Below are 25930 nucleotides of genomic sequence, written 5' to 3'. Positions count from 1 at the left end.
CCTTTGCTTGCTTGGGCCTGGTGGTTGACCCCAGAATATGCTCGCCTGGCCCGCCGCTCGTGGACAGGGCAGGTGCAGGTTACCGTTTGCGACAGCGGAGCCGCTGTCCGCCCGGCAACGTCCGGAGAACATTCCAACTATCGTTGGGGCATGCAAGCCGGCCAGCACCTGCGCCTCGTCCTGCCGCATCAGCTCTTCGAACAGCAGCTTGAACTGCCGGCTGACGGCACGGTGTTTGTGCTGATCGAGCACGACCTCATGTTCCGGCAGTACGCCTTCCACTCCCACAAACTGGTCCTGCACCGGGCATCGATGGCACGCTTTGCGCGGCGGCTCCGCAGCCATGGCTATGAGGTAGCCGTCCTGGCCAGCCACCCCTCGCGCACATCGCGCAGCCAACTGGGGCAGCTCATCCGCAGCAGCCGCCCGCGGCAGGTGACCTGGTTCGACGTCGTGGACGACTGGCTTGAGCAGGACCTGTTCGCCGCCCTCGCTGACGGCGGCTACCGGATGCAGGCCGGCGACGTCCTGGAGACTCCCAACTTCCTCACGGACCGCCGTCGGATCGACGAATGGTTCGCGGGCAATCCTGCCCGGATGCACGACTTCTACGTGTGGCAACGCCGCCGGCTCAACGTCCTGGTGGACGGCGGCGGCCCCGTGGGCGGCAAGTGGTCCTTTGACGCCGAGAACAGGAAGAAGCTTCCCCGCGGGTACGTCCCGGCCGCCGTGGGCAGGTTCAACAGCGGAAACGACGCCGGGCAAGCGATGTTCGACCTTGACGCACTGATGGACGACGACGGCGGGCCGGAGGCCACCCCCGACGCCGGGTCGAGTGAGGTCGAGGCAGCCATCGCCTGGGTAGCGGAGGAGTTTCCGGACGCCCCGGGGAACCCTGCTTCCTTTGCCTGGCCCACCGACGCGGCGGAGGCCAGGCAGCACGTACACGAGTTTGTCCGCGATCGGCTTGCCGGATTTGGTGCCTACGAGGACGCCATCTCCACCGCGCACCCGTTCATCAACCACGCCCTGCTCACCCCGGCACTCAATATCGGGCTACTGGACCCCCGCGAGGTCCTGGACGCAGTTTTGGACGGCGCCGGCCAAGACACGCCGTTGGCTTCGCTCGAGGGTTTCGTGCGGCAGCTGATCGGATGGCGGGAGTACATGCGCGCCACCTACCGTCTCCGCGGCCGGCAGATGCGCAGCGCCAACCTGCTCAACCACACGAATGAGCTGGGCGCCGGGTGGTGGGATGCCACCACCGGGCTGGCCCCTGTGGATATGGTGATTTCCCGGGTGCTCACCACCGGATACAGCCACCACATTGAACGGCTGATGATCCTGGGCAACGCCATGTCCCTCCTGCGCATCCACCCGCACGACGTCTATGAATGGTTCATGGCCATGTATGTGGACGCCTACGACTGGGTCATGGTTCCCAACGTGTACGCGATGAGCCAGTTCGCCTCAGGTGCCGGAATCACCACCAAGCCATACATCTCCGGCAGCAACTACCTGCGGAAAATGTCCGATCTGCCTCCGGGGGAGTGGATCCCCGACTGGGATGCCCTGTACTGGAGCTTCATCGATGACCACCGCCCTGTCATTGAGCGCAACTCCCGGTCCCGGATGGCGGTCTCCCTGCTGGACTCGATGGATCCGGACACCCGGAACGGCCACCGGCGCCGCGCGGAGGCGCTGCTTAAACCGAACGACGGCGGCACGCGGCTGCTGCGGCCCGCCCCCGAACCGGGGGCGTAGGGTTCCTCCTCCCCGCCCAGCCGGCGACACCAAAGTATCCTGACTGTGTAGGGCGCGTTCCTGGCGACTCCAGGCCCCCTTCCCCGGGATGGAATACACAAGGAGGCGGAGGCATGCCAGTCAGGCGCCTGATGCAGTACATCACCGCAGCGGCAGTGGCCGCAATGGCCCTTTCAGGCTGCTCAGGCGGCGGCAGCGCGCCGGTCGTGGTGGGCGAGGCCAAGCGCGGAGGCAGCGCCACCGTGGCTGAGGTCAACGCTTTTTCCTCCTTCAACCCGTTCAGCACCGATGGCAACACGGACATCAATTCCAAGATCGGTTCAGCCACGCACTCCGGCTTCTACTACCTGGACGACAAATCCGTGGTGGTCCGGAACGACAAGTTCGGCCGCTACGAAAAAGTCTCCGATGATCCGCTCAAGGTGCGGTACACAGTCAGCGAAGGCGTCAAATGGTCCGACGGCGCGCCGATCGACGCCGGCGACCTCCTCCTGAGCTGGGCCGCGGGTTCGGGTTACTTCGACGACGCGGATCCCGCGGCGGGGACGGGCACCAGGTACTTCTCGGCCGCGTCAGCCGCCGGCGGTCTCGCGGGCACGGCGTTCCCCGAGCTCGGCGACGACGGCCGGTCCATCACGCTGCAGTACGCCGCGCCGTACGCGGACTGGCAGACCGCGTTCGACGTCGGCCTGCCGGCCCACGTAGTCGCCGCCAAGGCCGGGCTGAGCGACGAAGAGGACCTGGTCGACCTGATCAAGGACGCGCCCAAGGGAAACCCCGGGAAGCCGGCAGTAAATTCGGCATTGAAGACGGTGGGAGATTTCTGGAACAACGGATTCGATACGAAATCCCTGCCTGACGACCCCGCGCTGTATCTTTCCAGCGGACCCTACATCGTGCGGGACATCGTTCCTGAAGTATCCATGAAGCTCGTGCGGAACCGCGACTACGTCTGGGGAACCGAGCCGTGGCTTGACGAGATTAACGTGCGGTTCACCGGTGCCCTTCCCACCGCTGTTGATGCGCTCCGCAGCGGTCAGGCGGACATCATCTCGCCGCAGCCTTCTGCTGACACCGCAAAACTCTTCGCCGGCCTGGCGGACCAGGGAAACACGGTGGAGCAGTACAGCCAGTCGGGATACGACCACCTCGACCTCAACTTCTCCGGGCCCTTCGCGGACGAAGACGTGCGCAAGGCCTTCCTGAAGGCCGTGCCCCGGCAGGCCATCGTGGACGCGGTGGTGGGGGACCTGATTGCGGACGCCAAACCGCTTGATTCGCAGGTCTTCCTTCCCGGGCAGCCCAAATACGCGGACACGGTGAAAAACAACGGCTCGGCCGACTACGCCAAGGTGGACATCAACGCAGCCAAGGAACTCCTCGACGGCGCCACACCGACGGTCCGGATCCTGTACAACCGGGACAACCCCAACCGGGCCAAGGCGTTCACCCTGATCCGCGATTCTGCGCAGCAGGCCGGTTTCCGCGTGGTTGATGCCGGCCAGGGAAACGCGGACTGGGCAAAGTCGCTGGGGGGCGCAGGCTACGACGCCGCGTTGCTGGGATGGATCGGAACGGGCGCCGGCGTGGGCCGCATCCCCCAGATCTTCCGCACCGGAGCGGGCAGCAACTTCAACGGATTCTCCGACGGCGACGCGGACAAGGCGATGGAACAACTGGCCACCACCACTGACCTCGGAAAACAGGACGAACTGCTGGCCGGGATCGATAAACGCGTCTGGGAGAAGGCGTACGGACTGCCCCTGTACCAGACGGTCGGAGCCATAGCCTTCAACGCCCGGGTGGCAGGCGTGAAACCCAGCCCGGGTCCCCTCGGCGTGTGGTGGAACATCTCCGATTGGCGCCTGGCCCAGCAGGGCACCAAGAACTGATTCCCCGCCGGGCAAATGGGTGATGCAGGCCACGCTTCGATTTCGCAGTGGCGCTACCGCCGAGTAGCATGTGACTTGCACAACTTCCGTTAACCGGTTAACGCGTCTCGAACGCCCCGGTCACGGTTTGGCAACGGAGTACCAGTATCTGGACTTCGTGCGGTTAGGCTACTCGTACATGTAGGACAGGTCACAGTTCACAGCTGTGCCCGGCCTGCGGGGAAACACCAGATTTCCCCTCGTTATCTCCCACAACTCATAGGAGGCGGAATGCGTTTCACGCGCACTTCCAAAGCACTGGGCATCGTGGCAATCGCTGCGCTTGCCCTGACCGGGTGCGGCGCTGGAGGCGGCACCACGGAGGGATCCAGCGACGCCACCGGCGATCCCAACAAGGTCATCACGGCTTACAGCAACGAACCACAGAACCCGCTGCTGCCGGCCAACACCAACGAGGTCTACGGCGGCCGCGTCGTCGAACTCCTCTTCGAAGGCCTGCGGACTTACGACGCCGACGGCAAGCCGGTCAACGCGTTGGCAGAATCCATTGATTCCTCCGACGCCCAGAACTGGACCATCAAGGTCAAGCAGGGCCAGAAGTTCACCAACGGCGAGGCCATCACGGCCAAGACGTTCGTAGACTCCTGGAACTTCGCAGCCAACTCGAAGAACCTGCAGAACAACGGCTTCTTCTTTGAGTCCATCGCCGGCTACGAAGAAGTATCGGCGGTCAACAGCGAGAAGACGGCCGACGGCAAGACCAAGACCACCCCTGCTCCGACGGCCGAGACCATGTCCGGCCTGGCAGCAACCGATGACTCCACGATCACCGTGAAGCTTGCCCAGCCTGAAGCAGACTGGTCGCTGCGCCTGGGCTACTCCGCTTTCTTCCCGCTTCCTTCCGCTGCCCTGGCAGACCCGAAGACCTTCGGCGAGAACCCGGTGGGTAACGGCCCGTACAAGCTCGAGAAGGAAGGCGCCTGGGTACACGACCAGTCGATTTCCCTCGTCAAGAACGCTGACTACAGCGGCCCGCGCGAGTCCAAGAACGGCGGCGTGACCTTCAAGTTCTACACCGATCCGGGCCCCGCATACACGGATCTCCAGTCGGACAACCTGGACATCACCGATGTCCTGCCGTCCAACGCCCTGAAGACCTATGAGACGGACTTCCAGGACCGTAACGCCACCAAGGCAGTTGCCACCAACTCCACGCTGAACATCCCGCCGTACAACCCGAACTTCCAGGGTGAAGCCGGCAAGCTGCGCCGCGAGGCCCTTTCCTACGCCATCAACCGCGAGGAAATCGCCAAGGTTGTCTTCAACGGCACCCGCACCCCGGCCAAGGCCTTTGTCCCGCCGGTCATCGACGGATTCAAGGGAGACCTCAAGGGCAGCGAAGTCCTGAAGTTCGACGCCGCCAAGGCTAAGGACCTCTGGGAGCAGGCCAACAAGATCCAGCCCTACGACGACTCCAAGCCGCTCCAGATTGCTTCCAACACCGATGGTGGCAACAAGGAATGGATCGACGCCGTTGCTAACGGCTTCAAGAACAACCTCGGCATCCAGGCTGAAATCCAGCCCTTCGCCAAGTTCGCTGAAGTCCTGAACCTGCGCAAGTCCCAGCAGCTCCCCGGCCTGACCCGTGCAGGCTGGCAGGGTGACTACCCGTCGCTGTACAACTTCCTCGGCCCGGTCTGGGGCACCAACGCTTCCTCCAACTACGAGAAGTACACGAACCCCGAGTTCGACAAGCTCCTCAAGGAGGGCCTGGCTGCCACATCCACCGAGGATGCAAACGCCAAGTTCAACCAGGCACAGGAAGTGCTGTTCGAGGATCTGCCCGGCCTGCCCCTGTGGGACCAGGCACGTCCGATCGTGTGGAGCAACAACGTCGTGAAGGCCGAAACCGGCTGGAACGGCAGCATCCTCTACTACAACATCACGGCTAAGTAGTCCTTAATCTAACTTGCCGCCAAGGCTAATGGGGGTCCGGTTACGGCCGGGCCCCCATTGGCTTGCACGGCAGGAAGGTATGCATGAACCTGTTCACTTCCTCCCCGGAAGGCTGGTGATACCGTGGTCCGCTTTATCCTTCGCCGGCTCCTCCAGGTGATCCCTGTCTTCATCGGCACCACCCTCCTCGTGTACTACATGGTCTTCGCCCTGCCCGGCGATCCCATCGCGGCACTGTTCGGCGACCGCCAGCCACCCCAGGCAGTCATCGATACCCTTCGCAGCCAGTACCACCTTGATGAACCCTTCATTGTCCAGTACGGCCTGTTCCTGAAGAACCTCTTCACGTTCAACCTTGGCAACGACTTCACCGGCCAGCCCATTGCGGCAAGCCTGGCCCGAGTCTTCCCGGTAACGGCGATGCTGGCCGTCGAAGCGCTGGCCATCCAGGCCATCTTCGGTGTGGCGTTCGGCGTATTCGCCGGGCTCCGCCGTGGCGGCTGGTTTGACTCCACCGTCCTGGTCGCTTCCCTGGTGGTCATCGCAGTTCCCACCTTCGTGCTGGGCTTCGTGTTCCAGCTGGTCTTTGGCGTACAACTCGGCTGGGCGAAACCCACCGTGGGCGCCAACGCAGACTGGGGCAGCCTGCTGCTGCCCGCCGTCGTGCTGGGCCTTGTCTCCTTCGCGTACGTCCTCAGGCTGACCCGTGCGTCGGTCAGCGAGAACATGAACGCGGACTACGTCCGGACCGCCACCGCCAAGGGCCTGTCCCGGCCCCGGGTGGTCCTGGCACACATCCTGCGCAACTCGCTGATCCCCGTGGTGACCTACCTGGGCGCCAACCTTGGCGGCCTGATGGGCGGCGCCATCGTTACCGAAGGCATCTTCAACGTCCCGGGCGTCGGCAACAAGCTGTACCAGGCAGTCCTGCGCACTGAGGGCCCCACCATCGTGTCCATCGTCAGCGTGCTGGTGCTGGTGTTCGTGGTGTCCAACCTGCTCGTTGATCTCCTGTACGCCTGGCTTGACCCGAGGATTCGCTATGACCAGTAACAACAGCCACTTCGTGGCGCCCATCGATGAAACCCCGCTGCAGGCGACGGACGCGGTCAAGACCGACCAAGCCCCGCTCAGCCTGTGGGCAGACGCGTGGCGCAAGCTCCGCCGTCGTCCGCTGTTTATCATCTCGTCGCTGCTGATCCTCGCCCTGATCGTGATTGCGCTGTTCCCCGGCCTCTTCACGTCCACCCCGCCGAACGACGGCTGCGAACTCGGGAACTCGGAAGGCGGGCCCACTGCCGGCCACCCGTTCGGGTTTACGTTCCAGGGTTGCGACATCTACTCGCGCGTCATCCACGGCACACAGGCATCACTGTCCGTTGGCATCCTTTCGGTGCTCTGCGTACTGGTGATCGGTGTAACCCTCGGCGCGTTGGCTGGCTACTACGGCGGCTGGGTCGATGCCGTACTGGCCCGCCTCGGCGACATCTTCTTCGCGCTGCCGCTGATCCTCGGCGCCCTGGTGATCACCCAGCTGCCGCTGTTCCGCGAGAACAAGAGCGTGTGGACAGTAGTGTTCGTCATATCGCTCCTGGCCTGGCCGCAGATGGCACGCATTACCCGTGGCGCCGTCATAGAAGTACGCAACGCAGACTTCGTCACCGCGGCCCAGGCGCTGGGCGTGTCGAAGTTCAAGGCGCTGGTCCGGCACGTCCTGCCCAACGCCCTGGCACCGATCATCGTTCTGGCAACCCTGGAACTGGGCGTGTTCATCGTGGCCGAAGCCACGCTGTCCTTCCTGGGCATTGGACTGCCGCAGAGCATCATGTCGTGGGGCAATGACATTGCAGGTGCCCAGGCCTCCATCCGGACCCGGCCCGAAATCCTGCTGTTCCCCGCTGCAGCCCTGTCCATCACCGTGCTGAGCTTCATCATGCTGGGCGATGCCGTCCGTGACGCCCTCGACCCGAAGAGCCGCCAGCGATGAGAGATAAAGAGATGACAACTCCAGACGTCAGCATCGGCGAGGCCCGCGCCAACGGCAACAAGCCGCTCCTGGAAATCCGCGACCTTGCCATCACCTTCAAGACCGGCAGCGGCGAAGTCCAGGCCGTGCGCAACGCACACCTGACCATCATGCCCGGAGAGACGGTAGCCATTGTGGGGGAGTCCGGCTCGGGCAAGTCCACCACGGCACTGGCGGCCATAGGACTCCTGCCGAATAACGGCAGCGTCTCCGGCGGCCAGATCCTGCTTGACGGCGAGGACATTTCCCACGCCAGTGAGCAGCGGATGATCGAGCTGCGCGGAAACACCATCGGCATGGTTCCGCAGGACCCGATGTCCAACCTCAACCCGGTGTGGAAGATCGGGTACCAGGTGCGGGAGACCCTGCGCGCCAATGGCCGTCCGAGCGGACCGGATGACATCGCCAAGGTGCTGTCCGAAGCCGGCCTGCCCGACGCCAAACGCCGCGCGAACCAGTATCCGCATGAGTTCTCCGGCGGTATGCGCCAGCGTGCACTGATCGCCATTGGCCTTTCATGCCAGCCGCGCCTGCTGATTGCCGATGAACCCACGTCCGCGCTGGACGTGACGGTCCAGCGGCAGATCCTGGACCACCTGGACACCATGACCACGGAACTTGGCACCTCGGTGCTGCTGATCACCCACGACCTGGGCCTGGCAGCAGAACGTGCCAACAAAGTGGTGGTCATGTACCAGGGACGCGTCGTGGAGGCAGGGCCGTCACTGGAACTGCTGCGTAATCCGCAGCACCCGTACACCAAGCGCCTGGTTGAGTCGGCGCCATCCCTTGCCAGCCGGCGCATCCAGGCAGCCAAGGAACAGGGCGTGGAGACGGCGGACATGCTGGCTCCTGCAGCGGAAACGTCCGTCGCGGACAACGTCCTGCAGATCCAGGACCTTCGGAAGGTGTACAAGCTCCGCCAGGGCCTGGGCAAGGCCACCGATTTCGCGGCCGTGGACGGCGTGAGCTTCGACGTCAAACGCGGAACAACGACGGCGATCGTGGGGGAGTCCGGTTCGGGCAAGTCCACGGTGGCCAAGATGGTGCTCCAGCTTGAGAAGCCTACCGACGGCAAGATCCTCTTTGACGGCGTGGATACCTCGCTGCTGAAGGCCGGGGACCTGTTCAAGTTCCGCCGGCGTGTGCAGCCGATCTTCCAGGACCCGTACGGATCCCTGGACCCGATGTACAACATCTACCGCACCATCGAGGAGCCGTTGCGGGTCCACAAGATCGGTGATGCGGCCAGCCGCGAGAAAAAGGTCCGGGAACTGCTGGACCAGGTGGCACTGCCCCAGTCCGCCATGCAGCGGTACCCGAACGAGCTCTCCGGAGGCCAGCGTCAGCGCGTCGCCATTGCCCGCGCCCTCGCACTGGACCCCGAGGTCATCATCTGTGACGAGGCCGTGTCCGCACTGGACGTCCTGGTCCAGGCGCAGGTCCTGAACCTGCTGGCTGACCTGCAGTCGAACCTGGGCCTGACCTATCTCTTCATCACCCACGACCTGGCAGTCGTCCGGCAGATTGCCGACCATGTCTGCGTCATGGAGAAGGGCCGCCTGGTGGAGACCGGAACCACCGACGAAGTCTTCGAAGCGCCGCAGCAGGAGTACACCAGGGCACTCCTGAACGCCATCCCGGGTGCGAAGCTGATGCTGCCGCCGGAAGTGGCATAAAGCGCGATCCGTCGTCGTACAGCTGAAGGGCTGGGGCGCCGCTCCGAATGGAGCGTGGCCTCAGCCCTTCTTGCTGCCGGCTCCGGCCTGGGCGGTGGCCGCGGCAGTGGCCGTGATGTCCGGAATTCCCAGTTCCCGGAGGCGGCGTTCCAGCACCGTCCCCAGCGCCTTCCGGCCTTCGCTGTCCATGTGGACGGGGTCCGCAAGGTGCTGTACCAGGTTGTACTTGGTCAGCCAGTCTCCCGCGCTGACAAACGTTATGCCCTGCTTGGCTGCGATGCTCGAGAGCAGGTTGTCCACTTGGCTCCGGCGGCCGCCACCGTTGTTGGCGCCCTTCGCGAGGGTGCCCACCATGACCATCTTGGTAGTGGGGTAGCGGGCTTTCATGGCCTGGACAAGGCGGTTGGCGTTGGCGGTGATCTGGGCATCCGAGGCGCCGCGGGCAGCATCGTTGCCGCCGCCTTCAATCACCACCAGTCCGGGAGTTCCCACCGGCAGCATCCAGTCGCCCCGCTCCAGGGCGTCAATGTAGTTGCCCACCTTGCCGTTGGCTGCCGTGAAGCCCGTACCGCCATAACCGCAGAAGTGGACGTTGTAGCCAAGGGAAACCAAGGCGCGGCGGGGCCAGCTGTCGTCCGGAACCGACTGGGAGTCGCCGATCAGGACAGCGGTGTTCCGTACGTTCGGCACCACTACTTCGTTCCGGCCAAAGACCGGGTTCCGGAAGACCTCCCCTGGGCGCATGGCGGGGCGGGAGAGGACCTCGGACAGGTCGGCGCCCGGCGTGTATCGGGGCGCATCCGCCGGATCCGTCGCAGCGGCCCTGAGCAGGGAAGGCGGAACCTGGTCCGGGCTGGCCGAGGCTGCCGGTGCATCCGACGCCGGAAATTGTGCCGGTTGGCCCGGGGCCGCCAGGACGATGCCGGCGGCAATAGCAAATACCGCGATCCGCGTTAAAGCGGATGCGGGACGCATGCTGGTTTCTCATGGTATTCGCTGCTCATCAACAGCAATAATGGGGCATAAATCCGTATTTATCCAGTGAGTGTGACTGCTCTCAAATTCCGTCCTGCGGGGGACCGGCGGAGGGCAGGATTCACGCCGGTTCCTGACCGGTTTTAGGCCATCACTTGCCACTGCGGTTAGACTTGTTGAAGGAGCCCTGTGTTATGGGCCTGATCTGTCGTGCGTTTCGGTTGGAAATGTCGCGATGACTACAGCTGACCACGGAATCGAGTCTTTACGCATGTCTGAAACCACCACCAACACCGCGGTAGCCACTGCCTCGCGCAGTGACCTCCGCAACGTCGCGATTGTGGCCCACGTTGACCACGGCAAGACCACGCTGGTTGACGCCATGCTCAAGCAGACCAACTCCTTTGCCGAGCACAACCACCTCGAAGACCGCGTGATGGACTCCGGTGACCTGGAGCGCGAAAAGGGCATCACCATCCTGGCCAAGAACACCACGGTGGCCTACAACGGACCGTCGTCCAACGGTGAAACCATCACCATCAACGTCATCGACACCCCCGGCCACGCCGACTTCGGTGGCGAGGTGGAGCGCGGCCTGTCCATGGTCGACGGCGTCGTCCTCCTCGTTGACGCGTCCGAAGGTCCGCTGCCGCAGACCCGCTTCGTCCTCCGCAAGGCCCTCGCCGCGCACCTGCCGGTGATCCTGCTGGTCAACAAGACCGACCGTCCCGACGCCCGCATCGAGGAAGTCGTCCACGAGTCCATGGACCTCCTGCTGGGCCTCGCCTCTGACCTCGCGGACGAAGTTCCGGACCTTGACCTGGACAAGATCCTCGAAGTTCCCGTTGTTTACGCTGCCGCCAAGGTTGGCCGCGCCTCCCTGGACCAGCCCGCCGATGGCGCCGCCCCGGACAACGAGGACCTTGAGCCGCTGTTCAAGACCATCATCGAGCACATCCCCGCTCCCACGTACAACCCGGAGGGCGTCCTCCAGGCGCACGTCACCAACCTTGACGCCTCCCCGTTCCTGGGCCGCCTCGCCCTGCTCCGCATCTACAACGGCACCCTGCGCAAGGGCCAGACCGTGGCCTGGGCACGCGCCAACGGTGAACTCAAGAACGTCAAGATCACCGAACTGCTGGCCACCAAGGCCCTGGACCGTGTCCCGGCCGAGTCCGCAGGCCCCGGCGAGATCGTCGCCGTCGCCGGTATCGAGGAAATCACCATCGGTGAGACCCTGACCGACGCCGAGAACCCGCAGCCGCTGCCGCTGATCACCGTGGACGATCCCGCGATCTCCATGACCATCGGTATCAACACCTCGCCGCTGGCCGGCAAGGTCAAGGGCGCCAAGGTCACCGCACGCCAGGTGAAGGACCGCCTGGACAAGGAACTGATCGGTAACGTCTCCATCAAAGTCCTCCCCACCGAGCGTCCCGACGCCTGGGAAGTCCAGGGCCGTGGCGAGCTCGCGCTGGCCATCCTCGTCGAGCAGATGCGCCGCGAAGGCTTCGAGCTGACCGTGGGCAAGCCGCAGGTAGTCACCAAGACCATCGACGGCAAGATCCACGAGCCGATGGAGCACATGACCATCGACGTCCCCGAAGAGTACCTGGGCGCCGTCACGCAGCTGATGGCCGCCCGCAAGGGCCGCATGACCAACATGGCCAACCACGGCACCGGCTGGTGCCGGATGGAATTCATCGTTCCGGCCCGTGGCCTGATCGGTTTCCGCACCAAGTTCCTCACGGACACCCGTGGCGCCGGCATCGCAGCGTCCATCTCCGAAGGCTACGAGCCGTGGGCCGGCCCCATCGAGTACCGCACCAACGGTTCCATGGTTGCCGACCGCGCCGGCGTTGTGACCCCGTTCGCCATGATCAACCTGCAGGAACGTGGCTCCTTCTTCGTGAAGCCCACCTCCGAGGTGTACGAGGGCATGATCGTCGGCGAGAACTCCCGCGCCGACGACATGGACGTCAACATCACCAAGGAAAAGAAGCTCACCAACATGCGTGCAGCTTCCTCCGACACCTTCGAGAACCTGACGCCGCCGCGCGACCTGACCCTCGAAGAGTCCCTCGAATTCGCCCGCGAAGACGAGTGTGTTGAGGTGACCCCGGACGCCATCCGCATCCGCAAGGTCATCCTGGACACCAACGAGCGCGCCAAGGCCGCCCGCGCCCGCGCCAAGTCGTAACACCCCGCAACATACAGAATGCCGCCGGCTCCCATGCCGGCGGCATTCCGCGCTTAAGCAGGCCTGCGGCTCAGCCCCGCGGGCGGCGCTCCGGGGCCGGCGGAACCTCTTTGGCCGCCACCACGGCGGCGAGGGGGATCACGACGTCGGCCTGCCGCGTCCGGACGGTGCACGCACCGCCGTCGCACGAGACAAGGTGGCCCAGGGCGTCAGTGAAGCCTCCATCGATCCGGTACCGCACCACGACGCGGGTTCCGGGGGCGGCAGCGGACAGGAAACCGGCGGGAGCGGGGGTGGGCAGCGTCACCACTTCATACTAGGAGGCCCGGCTAGGTTCGCGGGAACGGCGTGGGAGATAATAGGCTCAGATGTCAATAGTCCGGCCGCGCCGGGCGAAAGAGCCGGCGGGATGCCGGAACCAACGTGGAGAGGCCAGGGACGTGACGTACGTAATCGCGCAGCCGTGTGTAGATGTCAAGGACAAGGCATGCATCGAGGAATGCCCGGTCGACTGCATCTATGAGGGCGAGCGTTCGCTGTACATCCATCCGGACGAATGCGTCGACTGCGGCGCCTGCGAGCCAGTGTGCCCCGTGGAGGCCATTTACTACGAGGATGACACCCCGGACGAGTGGGCTGACTACTACAAGGCAAACGTCGAGTTCTTCGACGACCTGGGCTCGCCGGGCGGCGCAGCGAAGATCGGCAACACGGGCAAGGACCACCCGATGATCGCCGCGCTGCCCCCGCAGAACCAAGACCACTGATACGGACGTAACGGTGACCGCTGCAGTGCGCACTTTCGGCCTGGACCTGCCCGACTACCCGTGGGAGGCCATGGCGCCGTACCTGGCGAAGGCTTCGGAACACCCGGGCGGGGCAGTCAACCTGTCCATCGGAACGCCGGTGGACCCCACGCCTGCCATCATCCAGGACGCGCTGAAGGCTGCAGCCAACGCCCCGGGCTATCCCACGGTGCACGGAACCCCCGCGCTCCGCGAGGCCATTGCAGGCTGGTTCGAGCGCCGCCGCGGGGTGGCCGGCCTGGACCCGCGCAACATCATGCCCACGGTGGGTTCGAAGGAACTTGTTGCGTGGCTCCCGCTGCTGCTGGGCCTGAAGCCGGGAGACGTCGTCGTACGTCCCAAGGTGGCATACCCCACGTACGATATCGGCGCCACGTTTGCCGGCGTCACCTCTGTGGCCACGGACAATTTGGACGAGCTCGACGACGCCGTCCGCGCCCGTGTGCGCCTCATCTGGGTCAACTCCCCGGGCAATCCCACCGGCAGCGTGCGGGACGTCGAGTCGCTGAAGGCACTGGTGGTCCAGGCACGGGAGCTCGGCGCCGTGGTTGCCTCTGACGAATGCTACGCAGAACTCGGCTGGGGGGACTGGGACGTCCAGCGCGGCGGCCAGCCGGTCCCCAGCATCCTGGATCCGCGCGTGGCGGGCGGATCCCATGAAGGCCTGCTGGCCGTGTACTCGCTGAGCAAACAGTCGAACGTGGCCGGCTACAGGGCGGCGTTCGTTGCTGGAGACCCGGCGCTGATGCCCAACCTGGTCAACAGCCGCAAGCATGCAGGAATGATTGTTCCATTCCCGGTCCAGGAGGCCATGCGGGTGGCGCTCGGCGACGATGCCCACGTTGAGGCCCAGAAGGACCTCTACCGCAGGCGCCGGGAGCAGCTGGTACCCGCACTGCGAGGGTTCGGCCTGGAGATCAAGGATTCCGACGCCGGGCTGTACCTCTGGAGCTCGGCAGGGGAGAGCACCTGGGATACCGTTGCACGGCTTGCCGATCGCGGCATAGTGGTAGGGCCCGGCGTGTTCTACGGCGAAGCCGGCAACGGGTTCGTCCGCGTCGCCCTGACAGGCTCCGATGAACGGATCGGCGCTGCTGTGGAGCGGTTGTCCTGATCACCTGCGTGATCCCGTAACAATCGTGTGACTCGCAACACACTGCCCGCGTTTTAGGGGCATTTGCGCCGACCCGGATTAGTGACACGTGCCCAACTGGCGGTAGTTTTTAAGTGACTATCAATGGTGGCTTTCTACAAGAAGGCAGTCCGGGTGTTGGATCCTGTCTTCTCAGGCTCAAGTGCGCGGCTCACCTGATGTTGGATCAAGCTTTCGACAGAGGCCGAGAAGCCTCATGAAGGGGACTCCATGACTGAGACCAACAACGCGGCCACCCTGCTTCACGCAGGCGGAGAGCTCAAGCTGCCGCGCATCCAGGTTATTGAAGGAAACGAAGGCTACGACGTTTCCAAGCTCCTGAAGCAGACGGGCGCAGTCACCTTCGACCCCGGCTTCATGAACACCGCGGCAACCACGTCCGCGATCACCTACATCGATGGCGATGCGGGCATCCTGCGCTACCGCGGGTACCCCATCGAGCAGCTGGCACAGCACTCCAGCTTCCTCGAAGTGTCCTACCTCCTGATCTACGGCAACCTGCCCACGCCCACGGAACTGGACGAGTTCGACCAGAAGATCCGGCGCCACACCCTCCTGCACGAGGAGCTGAAGGGCTTCTTTGGCGGGTTCCCCCGCGACGCGCACCCCATGCCGGTGCTGTCGTCCGCAGTGTCCGCGCTGTCCACGTTCTACCAGGACTCGCTGGACCCGTTCAACGCCGAGCAGGTGGAAGTTTCCACTATCCGCCTCATGGCCAAGCTGCCGGTCATCGCTGCGTACGCGCACAAGAAGTCCATCGGCCAGCCCATGCTGTACCCGGACAACTCCCACAACCTGGTGGAGAACTTCCTCCGCCTGAGCTTCGGGCTTCCGGCCGAGCAGTACGAGGTGGACCCGGTGGTCGCCAAGGCCCTGGACCTGCTGCTTATCCTGCACGCGGACCACGAGCAGAACTGCTCCACGTCAACCGTGCGCCTGGTGGGCTCGTCCAACGCCAACCTGTTCGCGTCCGTCTCTGCCGGCATCAACGCCCTGTTCGGCCCTGCCCACGGCGGCGCCAACGAAGCTGTGCTCAAGATGCTGCGCCAGATCCAGGCCGAGGGCCTCAAGCCCGAGGACTACATGGAGAAGGTCAAGAACAAGGAAGACGGCGTCCGGCTCATGGGCTTCGGACACCGCGTCTATAAGAATTACGATCCCCGCGCCAAGATCGTCAAGGCAACTGCCCACGAGATCCTCACCAAGCTCGGTGGCAACGACGAACTGCTGGACATCGCCCTCCGCCTCGAAGAGAAGGCGCTGAACGATGACTACTTCATCCAGCGCAAGCTCTACCCGAACGTGGACTTCTACACCGGCCTGATCTACAAGGCCATGGGCTTCCCCGAGAAGATGTTCACTGTGCTCTTCGCCATCGGCCGCCTTCCCGGCTGGATCGCGCAGTGGCGTGAAATGATCAGCGACCCGAACACCAAGATCGGCCGCCCGCGCCAGCTGTACATCGGCGAACCGGAGCGGGACTACCCGGTCCGCTAATCTTCCCCGCACAGCATTAATGACGACGGCGGCCGCCCACCTTCCAAAGGTGGGCGGCCGCGGTCGTTAATTCCCATCCAAGCTCCGCACCGGCCCTTTTGAGCGGTCAAAACGGCGGTTACGGAGCAATCGATGAGGGGAGGCTAGGACGCGTAGCCCTGCGGGTTGTTCTTCTGCCAGCGCCAGTGGTCCTCGCACATCTGGTCCACGGTCTTGGTGGTGGACCAGCCCAGGTCCGCCAGCGCGGAGGCGGCGTCAGCCCAGAAGGCCGGGAGGTCGCCTGCGCGGCGCTCCGTAATTTCGTAGGGGATGGGCTCGCCCACGGCCTTTTCGAAGGAGCGGAGCACTTCGAGGACGGATGAGCCCCTGCCGGAGCCAAGGTTCCAGCGGAACACGCCTGCACGGCCGGCCACGTAGTTCAGTGCAGCGACGTGCCCCTCGGCAAGGTCCTCCACGTGGATGTAGTCGCGGAGGCATGTGCCGTCCGGGGTGTCGTAGTCGCCGCCGAAGACCATCAGCTTCTCGCGGCGGCCCACGGCCACCTGGGCGATGAACGGCACGAGGTTGTTCGGGATGCCCTGCGGGTCCTCGCCGATCCTGCCGGACGGGTGAGCGCCCACCGGATTGAAGTAGCGCAGCAGTGCGATATGCCAGCGCGGGTCGGCATCGCCCAGGTCCGAGAGGATGTCCTCGATCTGTTCCTTGGTGCGGCCGTAGGGGTTGTTCGCGCCGATCTCCATCTTTTCCACGTAGGGGATGGGGTTGTGCTCGCCGTAGACGGTGGCCGACGAACTGAACACGAAGGACCGGACGTCATGGCGGTCCATGACGCGGATCAGGTTCAGCGTGCCCACCAGGTTGTTGTAGTAGTACTTCAGCGGTTCCCGGACGGATTCACCCACGGCCTTCAGCCCGGCAAAGTGGATGACGGCGTCGATGCCGGCGCCGGCGAACACCCGCTCCACCGCGGCTTCGTCCACCAGGTCAACGTTGTGGAACTCCGCTTCCTTTCCGCTGAGTTCGGCAACGCGCCGCAGGGACTCTTCGCTGGAATTGACCAGGTTGTCGATGACGACCACGTCGTGGCCGGCTTCCTGCAGGGAAAGGACAGTGTGGGAACCGATGTAGCCGGTGCCCCCCGTAACCAGAATTTTCATGCCTCAACCCTATCCAACGCAGCCCTCGCCTGCCGCCGCGTTCCGGATGCCGGGCAGGTGCGGCTGGTCCCGCGTTTGGGGCACAAGTGTGCTAAATAATAAGGGTGCCCAAAATTGTTGACCCGGATGCCCGGCGCCGGGATGTAGTAGACGCCGTCCTGCGCATTATTGCCGTTGACGGACTGGAACGGGCGTCACTGCGCGAAGTGGCAGACGAGGCAGGGCTCGCCGTCGGGTCCGTCCGCCACTACTTCGCCGGCAGCGATGAGCTTCTCGCATTCTCCTTTGCCAGCGTTGTGGACCGCGTGGTGGGGCGACTCCAGGCCTTGCTCCCCGACACGGATGCTGCACTTCCCGGCAGTGCAGCCCACCGCCAGGCCGTATTAACACTGCTGGGCGGGATGCTGCCGCTGGATGAAGAGCGGGCCGTGGAGATCTGTGCCCTGATGGCCTTCAGGAGTGCCGCACGGATCAAACCCTTCCTGGCGCCAGAGGCGGACCGCAGCCACCGGCAGGTCGCAGCCATTGCCGGCCGCGTCGTAGCCGGACTGATGCCCGCAGACGAGCCGCAGGAGAACCTGGTGATCGAGGCCGAGCGGCTGCTGGCGACCCTTGACGGACTGGGCATGCACGCACTGCTGCAGCCCGCCTGGATGACTGCGGAAATGTGCACCGGCGTACTGGAACGCCATCTTGACGGACTGGGGCGCTGACGGACATTAACGTGAGGTGGAACCGGGAATAGACTGGGAACCGGGGCTGCAGGCGGTTGGTGCAGGCGGCCCGGGCAGGGGAGTACTCCAGGAAGGACTTCGGATGCAGCAGGCAAGCGGTTCCAGATGGCAGATCACCACGGACACCTCGGGGCCCATGATGATTGCGCTCTTTCTCCGCGATACCGCAGGACTGAACGGAGCCGGACACCCTGCGCTCTCGCACGCCAAGCCCAAGGTCCGCCCTGCCGACCACAGCCACCTCACAGCCGATGTCGGCGGGCTGGGTGCCCTGAAAACGGAGTGGGAAGCCTGGTGGGAACAGCTGCTCAAGGCTTACCCGCACACCTCGCCGGATCTCTCGCCGCCGGACTTCGAGGCGTTCGGCAACTCCCCGGCCCTCCAGCGGGTCCTGCAGGCACATTTCGGTTCCGCCCTGACCTGGGCCAGGGAACGGCGGAGCGAGTACGCAGAGCTGGAAGCGGAACGGGAGGCCAACGGCGCTGATCACCTGCTCACCGACATGGTGGATGACAGGCTCATGGAGGTGGGCCGCGATTCGCGTGACTTCAAGCTGTCCATCATCGAGTTGCCGCTCAACGAGCACCGGGCGTGGTACCTGGAGCCGGACAAGATCATCATGAGCCAGCAGCTGATGGGCGAGCCGGAGCTGTTCCGCAGTTACGTGCAGCCGGTGGTGGAAATCCTCGTCTGATCCGCAGCCGGGGCTCAGGCGCCGGAGGAGGCCCGGGACACGGTAATGCGCACCTGGCCTTCGGCCGCGTCCGACTCCTGCCAGCCGGCACTGTCGCCGCGGTCCCAGCTCCTGCCTGCGACGTCCACCCGGATAACGTCAAGGCCCTTGGCATTGGCTACGGCCCATTGGGCGACGGACCACGCCGCGCTGCCGCTGGCCTCCACCACCAGGGCCTGCCCTTCGTCCGTTGCCGCGAGGTTTCCGTAAGCACGGCCGAGTTCGGCCAGGACTGCGCCCGTGTCACCCTCGGTGCCGGCGGATCGGAGCGTGCACTGCACAGCCCCAGGGGTCTGGCCGGACAGTCCGGAGGCGAAGGAGCGGCCCATGTCCTCGTGCTCGGCATAGGCGGTGGGGAAGGCGGAGCGCTGCACGCGCTGGGCCGCGTCCGTAATCTCGAGCGTTTCGTAGCCCGGTACCTTCACCAGGGCGTCGTAGAACGCGTTGACGGCGTAGTAGGGGTCCATGACCTGGGCTTCGGTTCCCCACCCCTGTGACGGTCTCTGCTGGAACAGGCCCCGCGAATCAGGCCCGGCCTGGTCGCCGTGGCCGATGTTGCGCAGCTTCGATTCCTGCATGGCAGTGGCCAGCGCGATGCTGGCGGCCCGGGGAGGCAGCCCGCGCTGTACCGCGACGGCGGTGATCAAGGAGGCGTAGACGGCCTGGTCCGGAGCTAGTTCGGCCTTCCTGTCGCCCACCACAGCCGTGCAGCGCTCAGAAACGAGGGTTTCGGAGCGCTGCACGAAAAACACTGCAGAGTAGATGCCGCCGGCTACCAGGACCAGGACGAGCAACAGGACAGCGAGTCGGCGGAGGCCGCGTCTGCGTGCCACCGTGGAATCAGTTGGCGTGGAGCGCGTCGTTCAGTTCCACCGTCTGGCCCTGGCGGGGGAGGACCTCCACAGCGCCGGTGGTGGAATTGCGGCGGAAGAGCAGGTTGGGCACACCGGAAAGGTCGGCGGCCTTGACGATCTTTGTGGTGTCTTCGCCTACCTCGTCCTTGGGTCCGGGGACGCGGACACGGGTACCGGCCGTCACGTACAGGCCGGCTTCAACGACGGAGTCGTCGCCGATGCTGATGCCGACGCCGGAGTTGGCTCCGAGCAGGACCCGCTCGCCGATGGTGATCTTTTCCTTGCCGCCGCCCGAGAGGGTGCCCATGATCGAAGCGCCGCCGCCGACGTCGCTGCCGTCTCCGGTGACCACGCCGGCGGAAATGCGGCCCTCAACCATGGAGGTTCCCAGGGTTCCGGCGTTGAAGTTTACGAAGCCTTCGTGCATGACGGTGGTCCCGGCGGCCAGGTGGGCACCGAGGCGGACGCGGTCGGCGTCGGCGATCCGGACCCCGGCGGGCACCACGTAGTCCACCATGCGCGGGAACTTGTCGACTCCGTAAACGGTGACGGCGCCGCGGCGGCGGAGGCGGGCACGGGTGAGTTCGAAGCCTTCGACGGCGGCGGGACCGAAGTTGGTCCACACCACGTTGGGGAGCTTGCCGAAGATTCCGTCCAGGTTGATGGTGTTGGGCCGGACCAGGCGGTGGGAGAGCAGGTGCAGGCGGAGGTAGGCGTCCGCCGTGTCTGCCGGTGCTTCGTCGAGGTTGATCTGGACGAAGACCACCTTCTGTTCGGTGTTACGGTCCTCGTCGGCTCCGTTGTCCGCGATCTGGGTCAGCGCCGGGTCGGCGTTTTCCACGGAGCGGAGGTTCTCCGCGGCAACACCCAGCGACGGCGCCGGGAACCACACGTCCAGGACTGTTGCTTCAACCGAACCATCGCCGCTGGCGCTAGCAATGGTGGCAACGCCAAAGCCGTAGGCGGAGCGGCTGTCAGTGGTGTCGTTCAGGGTTTCGGGCACGGCGGAGGAAGCGGTCTCAGTCATGTGGTCCAGTCTATCGAGGGGTGGCCCCAGGGTTCGAACTAGACTGGCTTCGTGACTGCCGAACCCGCCCCCCGCACATCCGTACCCGCACTGGACCTCCGCCAGGACGTCGCGATGCTGACCGCAGCCGTGATGGACATCAACAGCGTCTCGGGCAACGAGAAGGAACTCGCCGACGCCGTGGAAGCGGCACTGGCGGACATTCCCCAGCTGACGATTGTTCGGGACGGCGATTCCATCATCGCCCGCACGGAGTTGGGGAAGGCCGAACGCGTCATCCTCGCCGGGCACCTGGATACCGTTCCGTTGCCGCTGACGGAGGGGTCGAAGGGAACCGTGCCGTCCACCTGGGAATCCGGTGTACCGGGGGAGGGTGTGCTGTACGGACGCGGTGCCACGGACATGAAGGGCGGGGTGGCTGTCCAGCTGGCACTCGCTGCCACCATGTTCGACGACGGCGGCCAGCCGCAACGCGATGTCACCTTCGTCTTTTACGACCATGAGGAAGTCGAGGCGGTGAAGAGCGGCCTGGGGCGCCTGGTCCGTAACCACGGCCACCTGCTGGACGGCGACTTCGCCATCCTGCTGGAACCGACCCACGGAACCGTGGAAGGCGGCTGCAACGGCACCAGCCGTTTCGAGGCCACCACCGTCGGGGAGGCTGCCCACTCGGCCCGGGCGTGGATGGGCAGCAATGCCATCCACGCGGCGGCCCCGATCCTCGCCCGGCTGGCAGCCTACGAACCACAGACCGTCAACGTTGACGGCCTCGATTACCGCGAGAGCCTGAACGCGGTGAAGATCAACGGCGGAACGGCCGGCAACGTTATTCCGGACCGGTGCGTGGTGGAGATCAACTACCGCTTTGCGCCGGACAAATCGCCGGATGAGGCCGAGGCCGTTGTCCGGAACCTTCTTGAGGGCTTCGACGTGGTCCGTACCGATGCCGCCGCCGGTGCCCGGCCGGGCCTGAACCACCCCGCTGCAGCCTCCTTCGTGGCCGCCGTGGGTGCCGAGCCGAAGCCGAAATACGGCTGGACCGACGTCGCGCGGTTCAGCGAGCTGGGGATTCCCGCCGTGAATTTCGGCCCTGGTGATCCGCTGTTGGCCCACAAGGACAACGAACACGTGGATGCCGAAGCCATCCGTGAGTGCCTGCGGGCGTTGCAGGACTGGCTTCAGGACTGACCGCCCGCTGCCGCCCACGCAGCGCGGCGCTCAAACAGTTATGGCCCGGATCATCAGATCCGGGCCATAACTGTTTAAAGGCAACGCGCGGAACTATGGAGCCCCGGCTTCCACCACAGCCGGGTCGGCCTTGGCTGTGCCACCGGCCGCCTTCTTGGAACCGCGCCGCTCGATCCACACGGCAAGCCGCGAGATGCAGATATTGATGGCGATATACATTCCGGCGGCCACGAAGAACACCGGGAAAAGGTACGCCGGCCCGAGGACGTCAGCCATGAGCTGTACCGCCCGCAGCAGTTCTCCATAAGCGACGATGTAGCCCAGCGACGTGTCCTTCAGGAGCACCACCAGCTGCGCCACCAGGGACGGCATCATCCGGCGGACAGCCTGGGGAAGTTCAATCAGCATCCGCGACTTGAAGCTGGTCAGGCCGATTGCCAGGCCTGCCTCGCGTTGGCCCTTGGGGAGGGACTGGATGCCGGCGCGGATGATTTCCGCAAAGACTGCCGCGTTGTAGACCACAAGGCCCGCGACGACGGCAATAAACTGCGACGTGCCAAAGCCGAGGAGGATAAACAGCATCATCAGGACTACGGGCATGCCCCGGAGGAACTCCAGGACCACGCGGGTAGGGACGCGGATGAGCTTGACGTCAGAGATCCGGAACAGGCACAGCAGCAGGCCCAAGGGGAAGGCGATGACGGCGGCCAACGCCGCGGCAGACAGTGTCGCCCCCAGCCCGTTGCCAAGCAGCCGCCAAACGTCCGCACGGGTGAAGATTTGCCAGCGGCGGCCTTCAAAGATCCCCTGCTGGCTCAGGGTGAAGATGATCCAGGCGAGCAGGCCGAGGATAGCCAGGCCGCCCACTACCGAACCGATCAGGGAAATCCGGCGGGCCTTGGGGCCGGGAACGTCGTAAAGTACCGAGCTCATCGGGCAATCGCCACCTTTCGCTCCACCGTGCTGGCGAGGATGCCCAGCGGGACGGTGAGAAGGAGATAGAAGAACGCGGTACCCAGCAGGACCGTGATGACCTGGTCACCGTTGGCGTTGGCCAGCTGGCGGCCGTAACCGAACAATTCAAGGACGAAGAAGGCGCCGGCCACTGACGAGTTCTTGACCAGGGCGATCAGGATGTTGATCAACGGCGGGATCACCGTCCGGAGGGCCTGCGGCAGGATGATGAGGTTCAGGACCTGGCCGAAGTTCATGCCAATGCTGCGGGCGGCTTCGGCCTGGCCCACGGGGACACTGTTCACACCGGAGCGGACAGCTTCAGCGATGAACGCCGCGGTGTAGGTGCTGAGTGCGATGATGGCTGCCACTTCGAACTGGGCGAACTGGACGCCCAGGCGTGGCAGCACAATAGCTGCGAAGAAGAAGGCGATGGTCAGGGGGGTGTTGCGGAGGATTTCAACGTAGACAGTGCTGAAACCGCGAAGCGCTGCCACCGGCGAGACCCGGGCGGCTGCCAGGAGGGTGCCCAGTACAAGCGCGATGACCCCGGAAACAACTGACAGGAAAAGGGTGCGTAGAAAACCTTCCCAGTACAGCGGGAGGTTTTCAATGATGACGTCCATGGGTTCCTTCGGCTCAGGAAGCGGAGGGTAGGGGAACAGTGCAGTGCCGGGGCTGCCGAAGCGCGCCCCGGCACTGCCGTTGAGCCTTAGTAGCGGTTGATCGCGGGCAGGCTCGGAGCAGTCTTGATGACTGAACCGGCAGTGGCCTCCCAGGCCTTCTTGTAGTCGCCGTCCTTGTCGAAGGACTCCAGCTGGTCGTTGATCCAGTTGCGGAACTCGGTATCGTCCTTCTTCAGGCCGATGCCGTAGGGCTCCTTGGTGAAGGTTTCGTCCGAGGCGAGCTTGAAGGCGTCCGGTTCCTTGTCAACGAAGCCTGCGAGGATCACGTTATCCGTGGTGATTGCTTCAACCTGCTTGTTGCGCAGCGGCTCCAGGCAGGCGGAGTAGGTGGCTGCGGGAACCAGTTCCGCGCCGTACTTGTCCACGATGGTGGCGGCCGGGGTGGAGCCGGTCACGGAGCAGACCTTCTTGCCCTTGACGTCTTCGGGCTTCTTGATGGAGTCGTTGTCCTTGTTCACCATCAGGGCCTGGCCGGCTTCGTAGTACGGTCCGGCGAAGCTGACAACCTGCTTGCGCTTGTCGTTGATGGTGTACGTGGCGATCACCAGGTCAACCTTGCCCTGCTCGATGAAGGGTTCGCGGTTGGCGGAGACAGTCTCGGACCATTCAATCTTGTCTGCCGCGATGCCCAGCTTGGCGGCGATCAGCTTGCCGATTTCAACGTCGAAACCGACGGGCTTGCCGTCCAGGCCCACCTGGCCGAAGAGCGGCTGGTCGAACTTGGTGCCGATCTTGATGGTGCCGGCCGAAGAGATCTTTTCCATGGTGGTGCCGGCAGCGAACGTCGGCTTTTCCACGGGAGCGGGGTTGCTTCCGCCACCGGCGTCGCCGCCGCCGCAGGCGCTCAGGGACAGGGCAAGGGCGGCGGTGGCCGCCACAACAAATGATTTCCGCCGGGTCAAAAATGCCTTCATGACATTCCTTTCATTGATGGCCGCGGATCACGGCCTGGGTGCGAACTTGGAGTGTTTGTTCGAAGGGGAATCAGTGGGTGAGGAGCTTGGAGAGGAAGTCCTTGGCGCGGTCGCTCTTGGGGTTCGTGAAGAACTCCTCAGGCGTGGCGTCCTCGACGATCTGGCCATCGGCCATGAAGACGACCCGGTCCGCGGCTTTGCGGGCGAATCCCATCTCATGGGTGACCACGATCATGGTCATGCCTTCCTTGGCCAGCTGCACCATGACGTCCAGGACCTCGTTGATCATTTCGGGGTCAAGCGCGGAGGTGGGCTCGTCGAAAAGCATGACCTTCGGCTTCATGGCGAGGGCACGGGCGATGGCCACGCGCTGCTGCTGGCCGCCCGAGAGCTGGGCGGGAAGCTTCGGAGCCTGGTGCCCAACGCCTACGCGCTCGAGCAGGGCCATGGCATCCTTGTCGGCCTCGGTCTTTGAAACACCTTTCACCTTGATGGGGCCGAGCGTCACGTTTTCGAGGATGGTCTTGTGCGCGAAGAGGTTGAAGGACTGGAACACCATTCCGACGTCGGCGCGCAACTGGGCGAGGGCCTTCCCTTCTTCGGGAAGGACCTTCCCGTCAATGCTGATCGTTCCGTCCTCGATGGTCTCGAGGCGGTTGATGGCGCGGCAGAGGGTGGACTTACCGGAGCCAGACGGCCCGATGACCACGACAACCTCGCCCTTGCGGACCTGCAGGTTGATGTCCTTCAAAACGTGCAGCTGGCCGTAATGCTTATTGACGGCGTTCAGGGAGACGAGGGCATCGCCGGGCACATGAGTAGTCATAGGAAGAATCTAGCGAAGAACGGCGGGTTATGACGCGAATCACGGCATGTTCCTGCACATCGTGATTCAAGAGATACCTGCCGTGGCTGCGCCAAGAGTCGCGTTAGCCTTGGGGAATGAGCATCAGTGCAGATCCGGCCAAGAACATCCAACCGCGCCGCAAAGGCCCCCTCGAACTCCGCCGAAAGCAGGCGGCCGTGGAAATGTCGGACCAGCATCTGCTCGATACCAAGGGCCCCGGACAGTTTGTCCACACCGATCCGTGGCGCGTGCTGCGGATCCAGAGCGAATTCGTTGAGGGTTTTGGCGCCCTGGCGGACATCGGCAAGGCGGTCAGCGTCTTCGGTTCGGCACGTACGAAACCGGGCAGCGTCTATTACGAAATGGGCGTTGAAGTGGGGCGCAAGCTGGCTGAAGCCGGCGTTGCGGTGATCACCGGCGGCGGCCCCGGCTCCATGGAAGCGGCCAACCGGGGCACCGTGGAGGGCAACGGTGTCTCCGTGGGCCTCGGCATTGAACTGCCCTTCGAGCAGGGCCTGAACCAGTGGGTGGACCTCGGCATTAACTTCCGCTACTTCTTCGCCCGCAAGACCATGTTCGTGAAGTACGCCCAGGGCTTCATCGTCCTGCCCGGCGGCCTGGGCACCCTCGACGAACTCTTCGAAGCCATGGTGCTGGTGCAGACCCGGAAGGTGACATCGTTCCCCATCGTCCTGCTCGGCGTCGACTTCTGGGGCCCGATGATCGACTGGATCAGGGGAACCCTGGTGGCCGAGGGCATGGTCTCGGAGAAAGACCTCGACCTGATCCAGGTGGTGGACAGTCCGGCCGAAGCCGTTGAGCGCGTGCTCCACGGTGGCCCCATTCCGCCCCTGAACGGCGAGCAGCGCCCGGAGTAGCACGCAGCCT

At 64.5% G+C, this 25930-nt stretch carries 23 protein-coding genes; 14 read left to right on the top strand and 9 right to left on the bottom strand.

Annotation, left to right across the window (positions count from 1 at the left end):
- Positions 1 to 150: 150 nt before the first annotated feature.
- From BLT71_RS14750 to BLT71_RS14725, 6 genes are all read left to right on the top strand, one after another.
- On the top strand, positions 151 to 1764 hold the full coding sequence (locus BLT71_RS14750) for a cryptochrome/photolyase family protein (RefSeq protein ID WP_091721708.1): 1614 nt from the start codon (positions 151 to 153) through the stop codon (positions 1762 to 1764).
- 113 nt (positions 1765 to 1877) lie between these two features.
- The gene (locus tag BLT71_RS14745) at positions 1878 to 3656 is read left to right on the top strand and encodes an ABC transporter family substrate-binding protein (protein ID WP_091721705.1); all 1779 of its coding nucleotides are present in this window, start codon (positions 1878 to 1880) and stop codon (positions 3654 to 3656) included.
- Positions 3657 to 3926: 270 nt separating this feature from the next.
- Complete coding sequence (locus BLT71_RS14740) at positions 3927 to 5612, top strand: peptide ABC transporter substrate-binding protein (RefSeq protein WP_091721703.1); 1686 nt, start codon at positions 3927 to 3929, stop codon at positions 5610 to 5612.
- 123 nt (positions 5613 to 5735) lie between these two features.
- Positions 5736 to 6665: an ABC transporter permease gene (locus tag BLT71_RS14735; protein WP_056075047.1), complete on the top strand. Its 930-nt coding sequence runs from the start codon at positions 5736 to 5738 to the stop codon at positions 6663 to 6665.
- Entirely contained in the window at positions 6655 to 7599 is a 945-nt protein-coding gene (locus BLT71_RS14730; RefSeq protein WP_056075044.1) for an ABC transporter permease, read from the top strand. Before BLT71_RS14735 ends, BLT71_RS14730 begins: the two co-directional genes overlap by 11 nt.
- A gap of 11 nt (positions 7600 to 7610) precedes the next feature.
- Positions 7611 to 9317, top strand: a complete 1707-nt coding sequence (locus tag BLT71_RS14725; RefSeq protein ID WP_091721700.1) for a dipeptide ABC transporter ATP-binding protein — start codon at positions 7611 to 7613, stop codon at positions 9315 to 9317.
- 60 nt (positions 9318 to 9377) lie between these two features.
- Here BLT71_RS14725 and BLT71_RS14720 read toward each other — a convergent pair whose 3' ends face one another.
- On the bottom strand, positions 9378 to 10292 hold the full coding sequence (locus BLT71_RS14720) for an SGNH/GDSL hydrolase family protein (RefSeq protein ID WP_091721697.1): 915 nt from the start codon (positions 10290 to 10292) through the stop codon (positions 9378 to 9380).
- Between the two features lie 271 nt (positions 10293 to 10563).
- On the opposite strand from BLT71_RS14720, the gene typA reads away from it, so the two are divergent.
- Positions 10564 to 12492 carry a translational GTPase TypA gene (gene typA, locus BLT71_RS14715; protein ID WP_056075034.1) on the top strand — a complete coding sequence of 643 codons (1929 nt, stop codon included), beginning with the start codon at positions 10564 to 10566 and terminating at the stop codon, positions 12490 to 12492.
- 70 nt (positions 12493 to 12562) lie between these two features.
- On the opposite strand, the gene BLT71_RS14710 is transcribed toward typA, so the two are convergent.
- Positions 12563 to 12799: a putative acetyltransferase gene (locus tag BLT71_RS14710; protein ID WP_091721694.1), complete on the bottom strand. Its 237-nt coding sequence runs from the start codon at positions 12797 to 12799 to the stop codon at positions 12563 to 12565.
- Between the two features lie 133 nt (positions 12800 to 12932).
- On the opposite strand from BLT71_RS14710, the gene fdxA reads away from it, so the two are divergent.
- From fdxA to BLT71_RS14695, 3 genes are all read left to right on the top strand, one after another.
- The gene (fdxA, locus tag BLT71_RS14705; RefSeq protein ID WP_009356972.1) at positions 12933 to 13259 is read left to right on the top strand and encodes a ferredoxin; all 327 of its coding nucleotides are present in this window, start codon (positions 12933 to 12935) and stop codon (positions 13257 to 13259) included.
- A gap of 13 nt (positions 13260 to 13272) precedes the next feature.
- Complete coding sequence (gene dapC / locus BLT71_RS14700) at positions 13273 to 14412, top strand: succinyldiaminopimelate transaminase (protein WP_091721692.1); 1140 nt, start codon at positions 13273 to 13275, stop codon at positions 14410 to 14412.
- A gap of 249 nt (positions 14413 to 14661) precedes the next feature.
- Positions 14662 to 15948, top strand: a complete 1287-nt coding sequence (locus tag BLT71_RS14695; protein WP_091721691.1) for a citrate synthase — start codon at positions 14662 to 14664, stop codon at positions 15946 to 15948.
- Positions 15949 to 16091: 143 nt separating this feature from the next.
- On the opposite strand, the gene galE is transcribed toward BLT71_RS14695, so the two are convergent.
- Entirely contained in the window at positions 16092 to 17105 is a 1014-nt protein-coding gene (gene galE, locus BLT71_RS14690) for a UDP-glucose 4-epimerase GalE (protein ID WP_091721688.1), read from the bottom strand.
- Between the two features lie 104 nt (positions 17106 to 17209).
- Between galE and BLT71_RS14685 the strand changes: the two genes are divergently transcribed.
- Positions 17210 to 17818, top strand: a complete 609-nt coding sequence (locus BLT71_RS14685; protein WP_091721686.1) for a TetR/AcrR family transcriptional regulator — start codon at positions 17210 to 17212, stop codon at positions 17816 to 17818.
- A gap of 103 nt (positions 17819 to 17921) precedes the next feature.
- The gene (locus tag BLT71_RS14680) at positions 17922 to 18533 is read left to right on the top strand and encodes a hypothetical protein (protein ID WP_056075023.1); all 612 of its coding nucleotides are present in this window, start codon (positions 17922 to 17924) and stop codon (positions 18531 to 18533) included.
- A 14-nt stretch (positions 18534 to 18547) separates the two neighbouring features.
- Here BLT71_RS14680 and BLT71_RS14675 read toward each other — a convergent pair whose 3' ends face one another.
- Positions 18548 to 19405: a hypothetical protein gene (locus BLT71_RS14675; RefSeq protein WP_091721684.1), complete on the bottom strand. Its 858-nt coding sequence runs from the start codon at positions 19403 to 19405 to the stop codon at positions 18548 to 18550.
- A gap of 7 nt (positions 19406 to 19412) precedes the next feature.
- Positions 19413 to 20453 carry a 2,3,4,5-tetrahydropyridine-2,6-dicarboxylate N-succinyltransferase gene (gene dapD, locus BLT71_RS14670; protein ID WP_091721682.1) on the bottom strand — a complete coding sequence of 347 codons (1041 nt, stop codon included), beginning with the start codon at positions 20451 to 20453 and terminating at the stop codon, positions 19413 to 19415.
- 51 nt (positions 20454 to 20504) lie between these two features.
- Between dapD and dapE the strand changes: the two genes are divergently transcribed.
- Complete coding sequence (gene dapE / locus BLT71_RS14665) at positions 20505 to 21641, top strand: succinyl-diaminopimelate desuccinylase (protein WP_091721679.1); 1137 nt, start codon at positions 20505 to 20507, stop codon at positions 21639 to 21641.
- Between the two features lie 93 nt (positions 21642 to 21734).
- On the opposite strand, the gene BLT71_RS14660 is transcribed toward dapE, so the two are convergent.
- The 4 genes from BLT71_RS14660 to BLT71_RS14645 form a co-directional block, all read right to left on the bottom strand.
- Complete coding sequence (locus tag BLT71_RS14660) at positions 21735 to 22574, bottom strand: amino acid ABC transporter permease (RefSeq protein ID WP_091721676.1); 840 nt, start codon at positions 22572 to 22574, stop codon at positions 21735 to 21737.
- On the bottom strand, positions 22571 to 23221 hold the full coding sequence (locus tag BLT71_RS14655; RefSeq protein WP_091721673.1) for an amino acid ABC transporter permease: 651 nt from the start codon (positions 23219 to 23221) through the stop codon (positions 22571 to 22573). Before BLT71_RS14655 ends, BLT71_RS14660 begins: the two co-directional genes overlap by 4 nt.
- Before the next feature lie 86 nt (positions 23222 to 23307).
- The gene (locus BLT71_RS14650) at positions 23308 to 24195 is read right to left on the bottom strand and encodes a glutamate ABC transporter substrate-binding protein (protein ID WP_091721671.1); all 888 of its coding nucleotides are present in this window, start codon (positions 24193 to 24195) and stop codon (positions 23308 to 23310) included.
- Between the two features lie 70 nt (positions 24196 to 24265).
- A complete protein-coding gene (locus tag BLT71_RS14645; protein ID WP_091721669.1) occupies positions 24266 to 25021 on the bottom strand; it encodes an amino acid ABC transporter ATP-binding protein in 756 nt (251 codons plus the stop codon).
- A gap of 116 nt (positions 25022 to 25137) precedes the next feature.
- Here BLT71_RS14645 and BLT71_RS14640 point away from each other — a divergent pair, with 116 nt between their 5' ends.
- A complete protein-coding gene (locus tag BLT71_RS14640; RefSeq protein ID WP_091721666.1) occupies positions 25138 to 25920 on the top strand; it encodes an LOG family protein in 783 nt (260 codons plus the stop codon).
- The last annotated feature ends 10 nt before the right edge of the window (positions 25921 to 25930 follow it).

The sequence above is a fragment of the Pseudarthrobacter equi genome (genome assembly GCF_900105535.1).
Classification (GTDB): domain Bacteria; phylum Actinomycetota; class Actinomycetes; order Actinomycetales; family Micrococcaceae; genus Arthrobacter; species Arthrobacter equi.
Note: the sequence above shows the minus strand (reverse complement) of the source record. Positions and strands in the feature narration are given on the sequence as shown.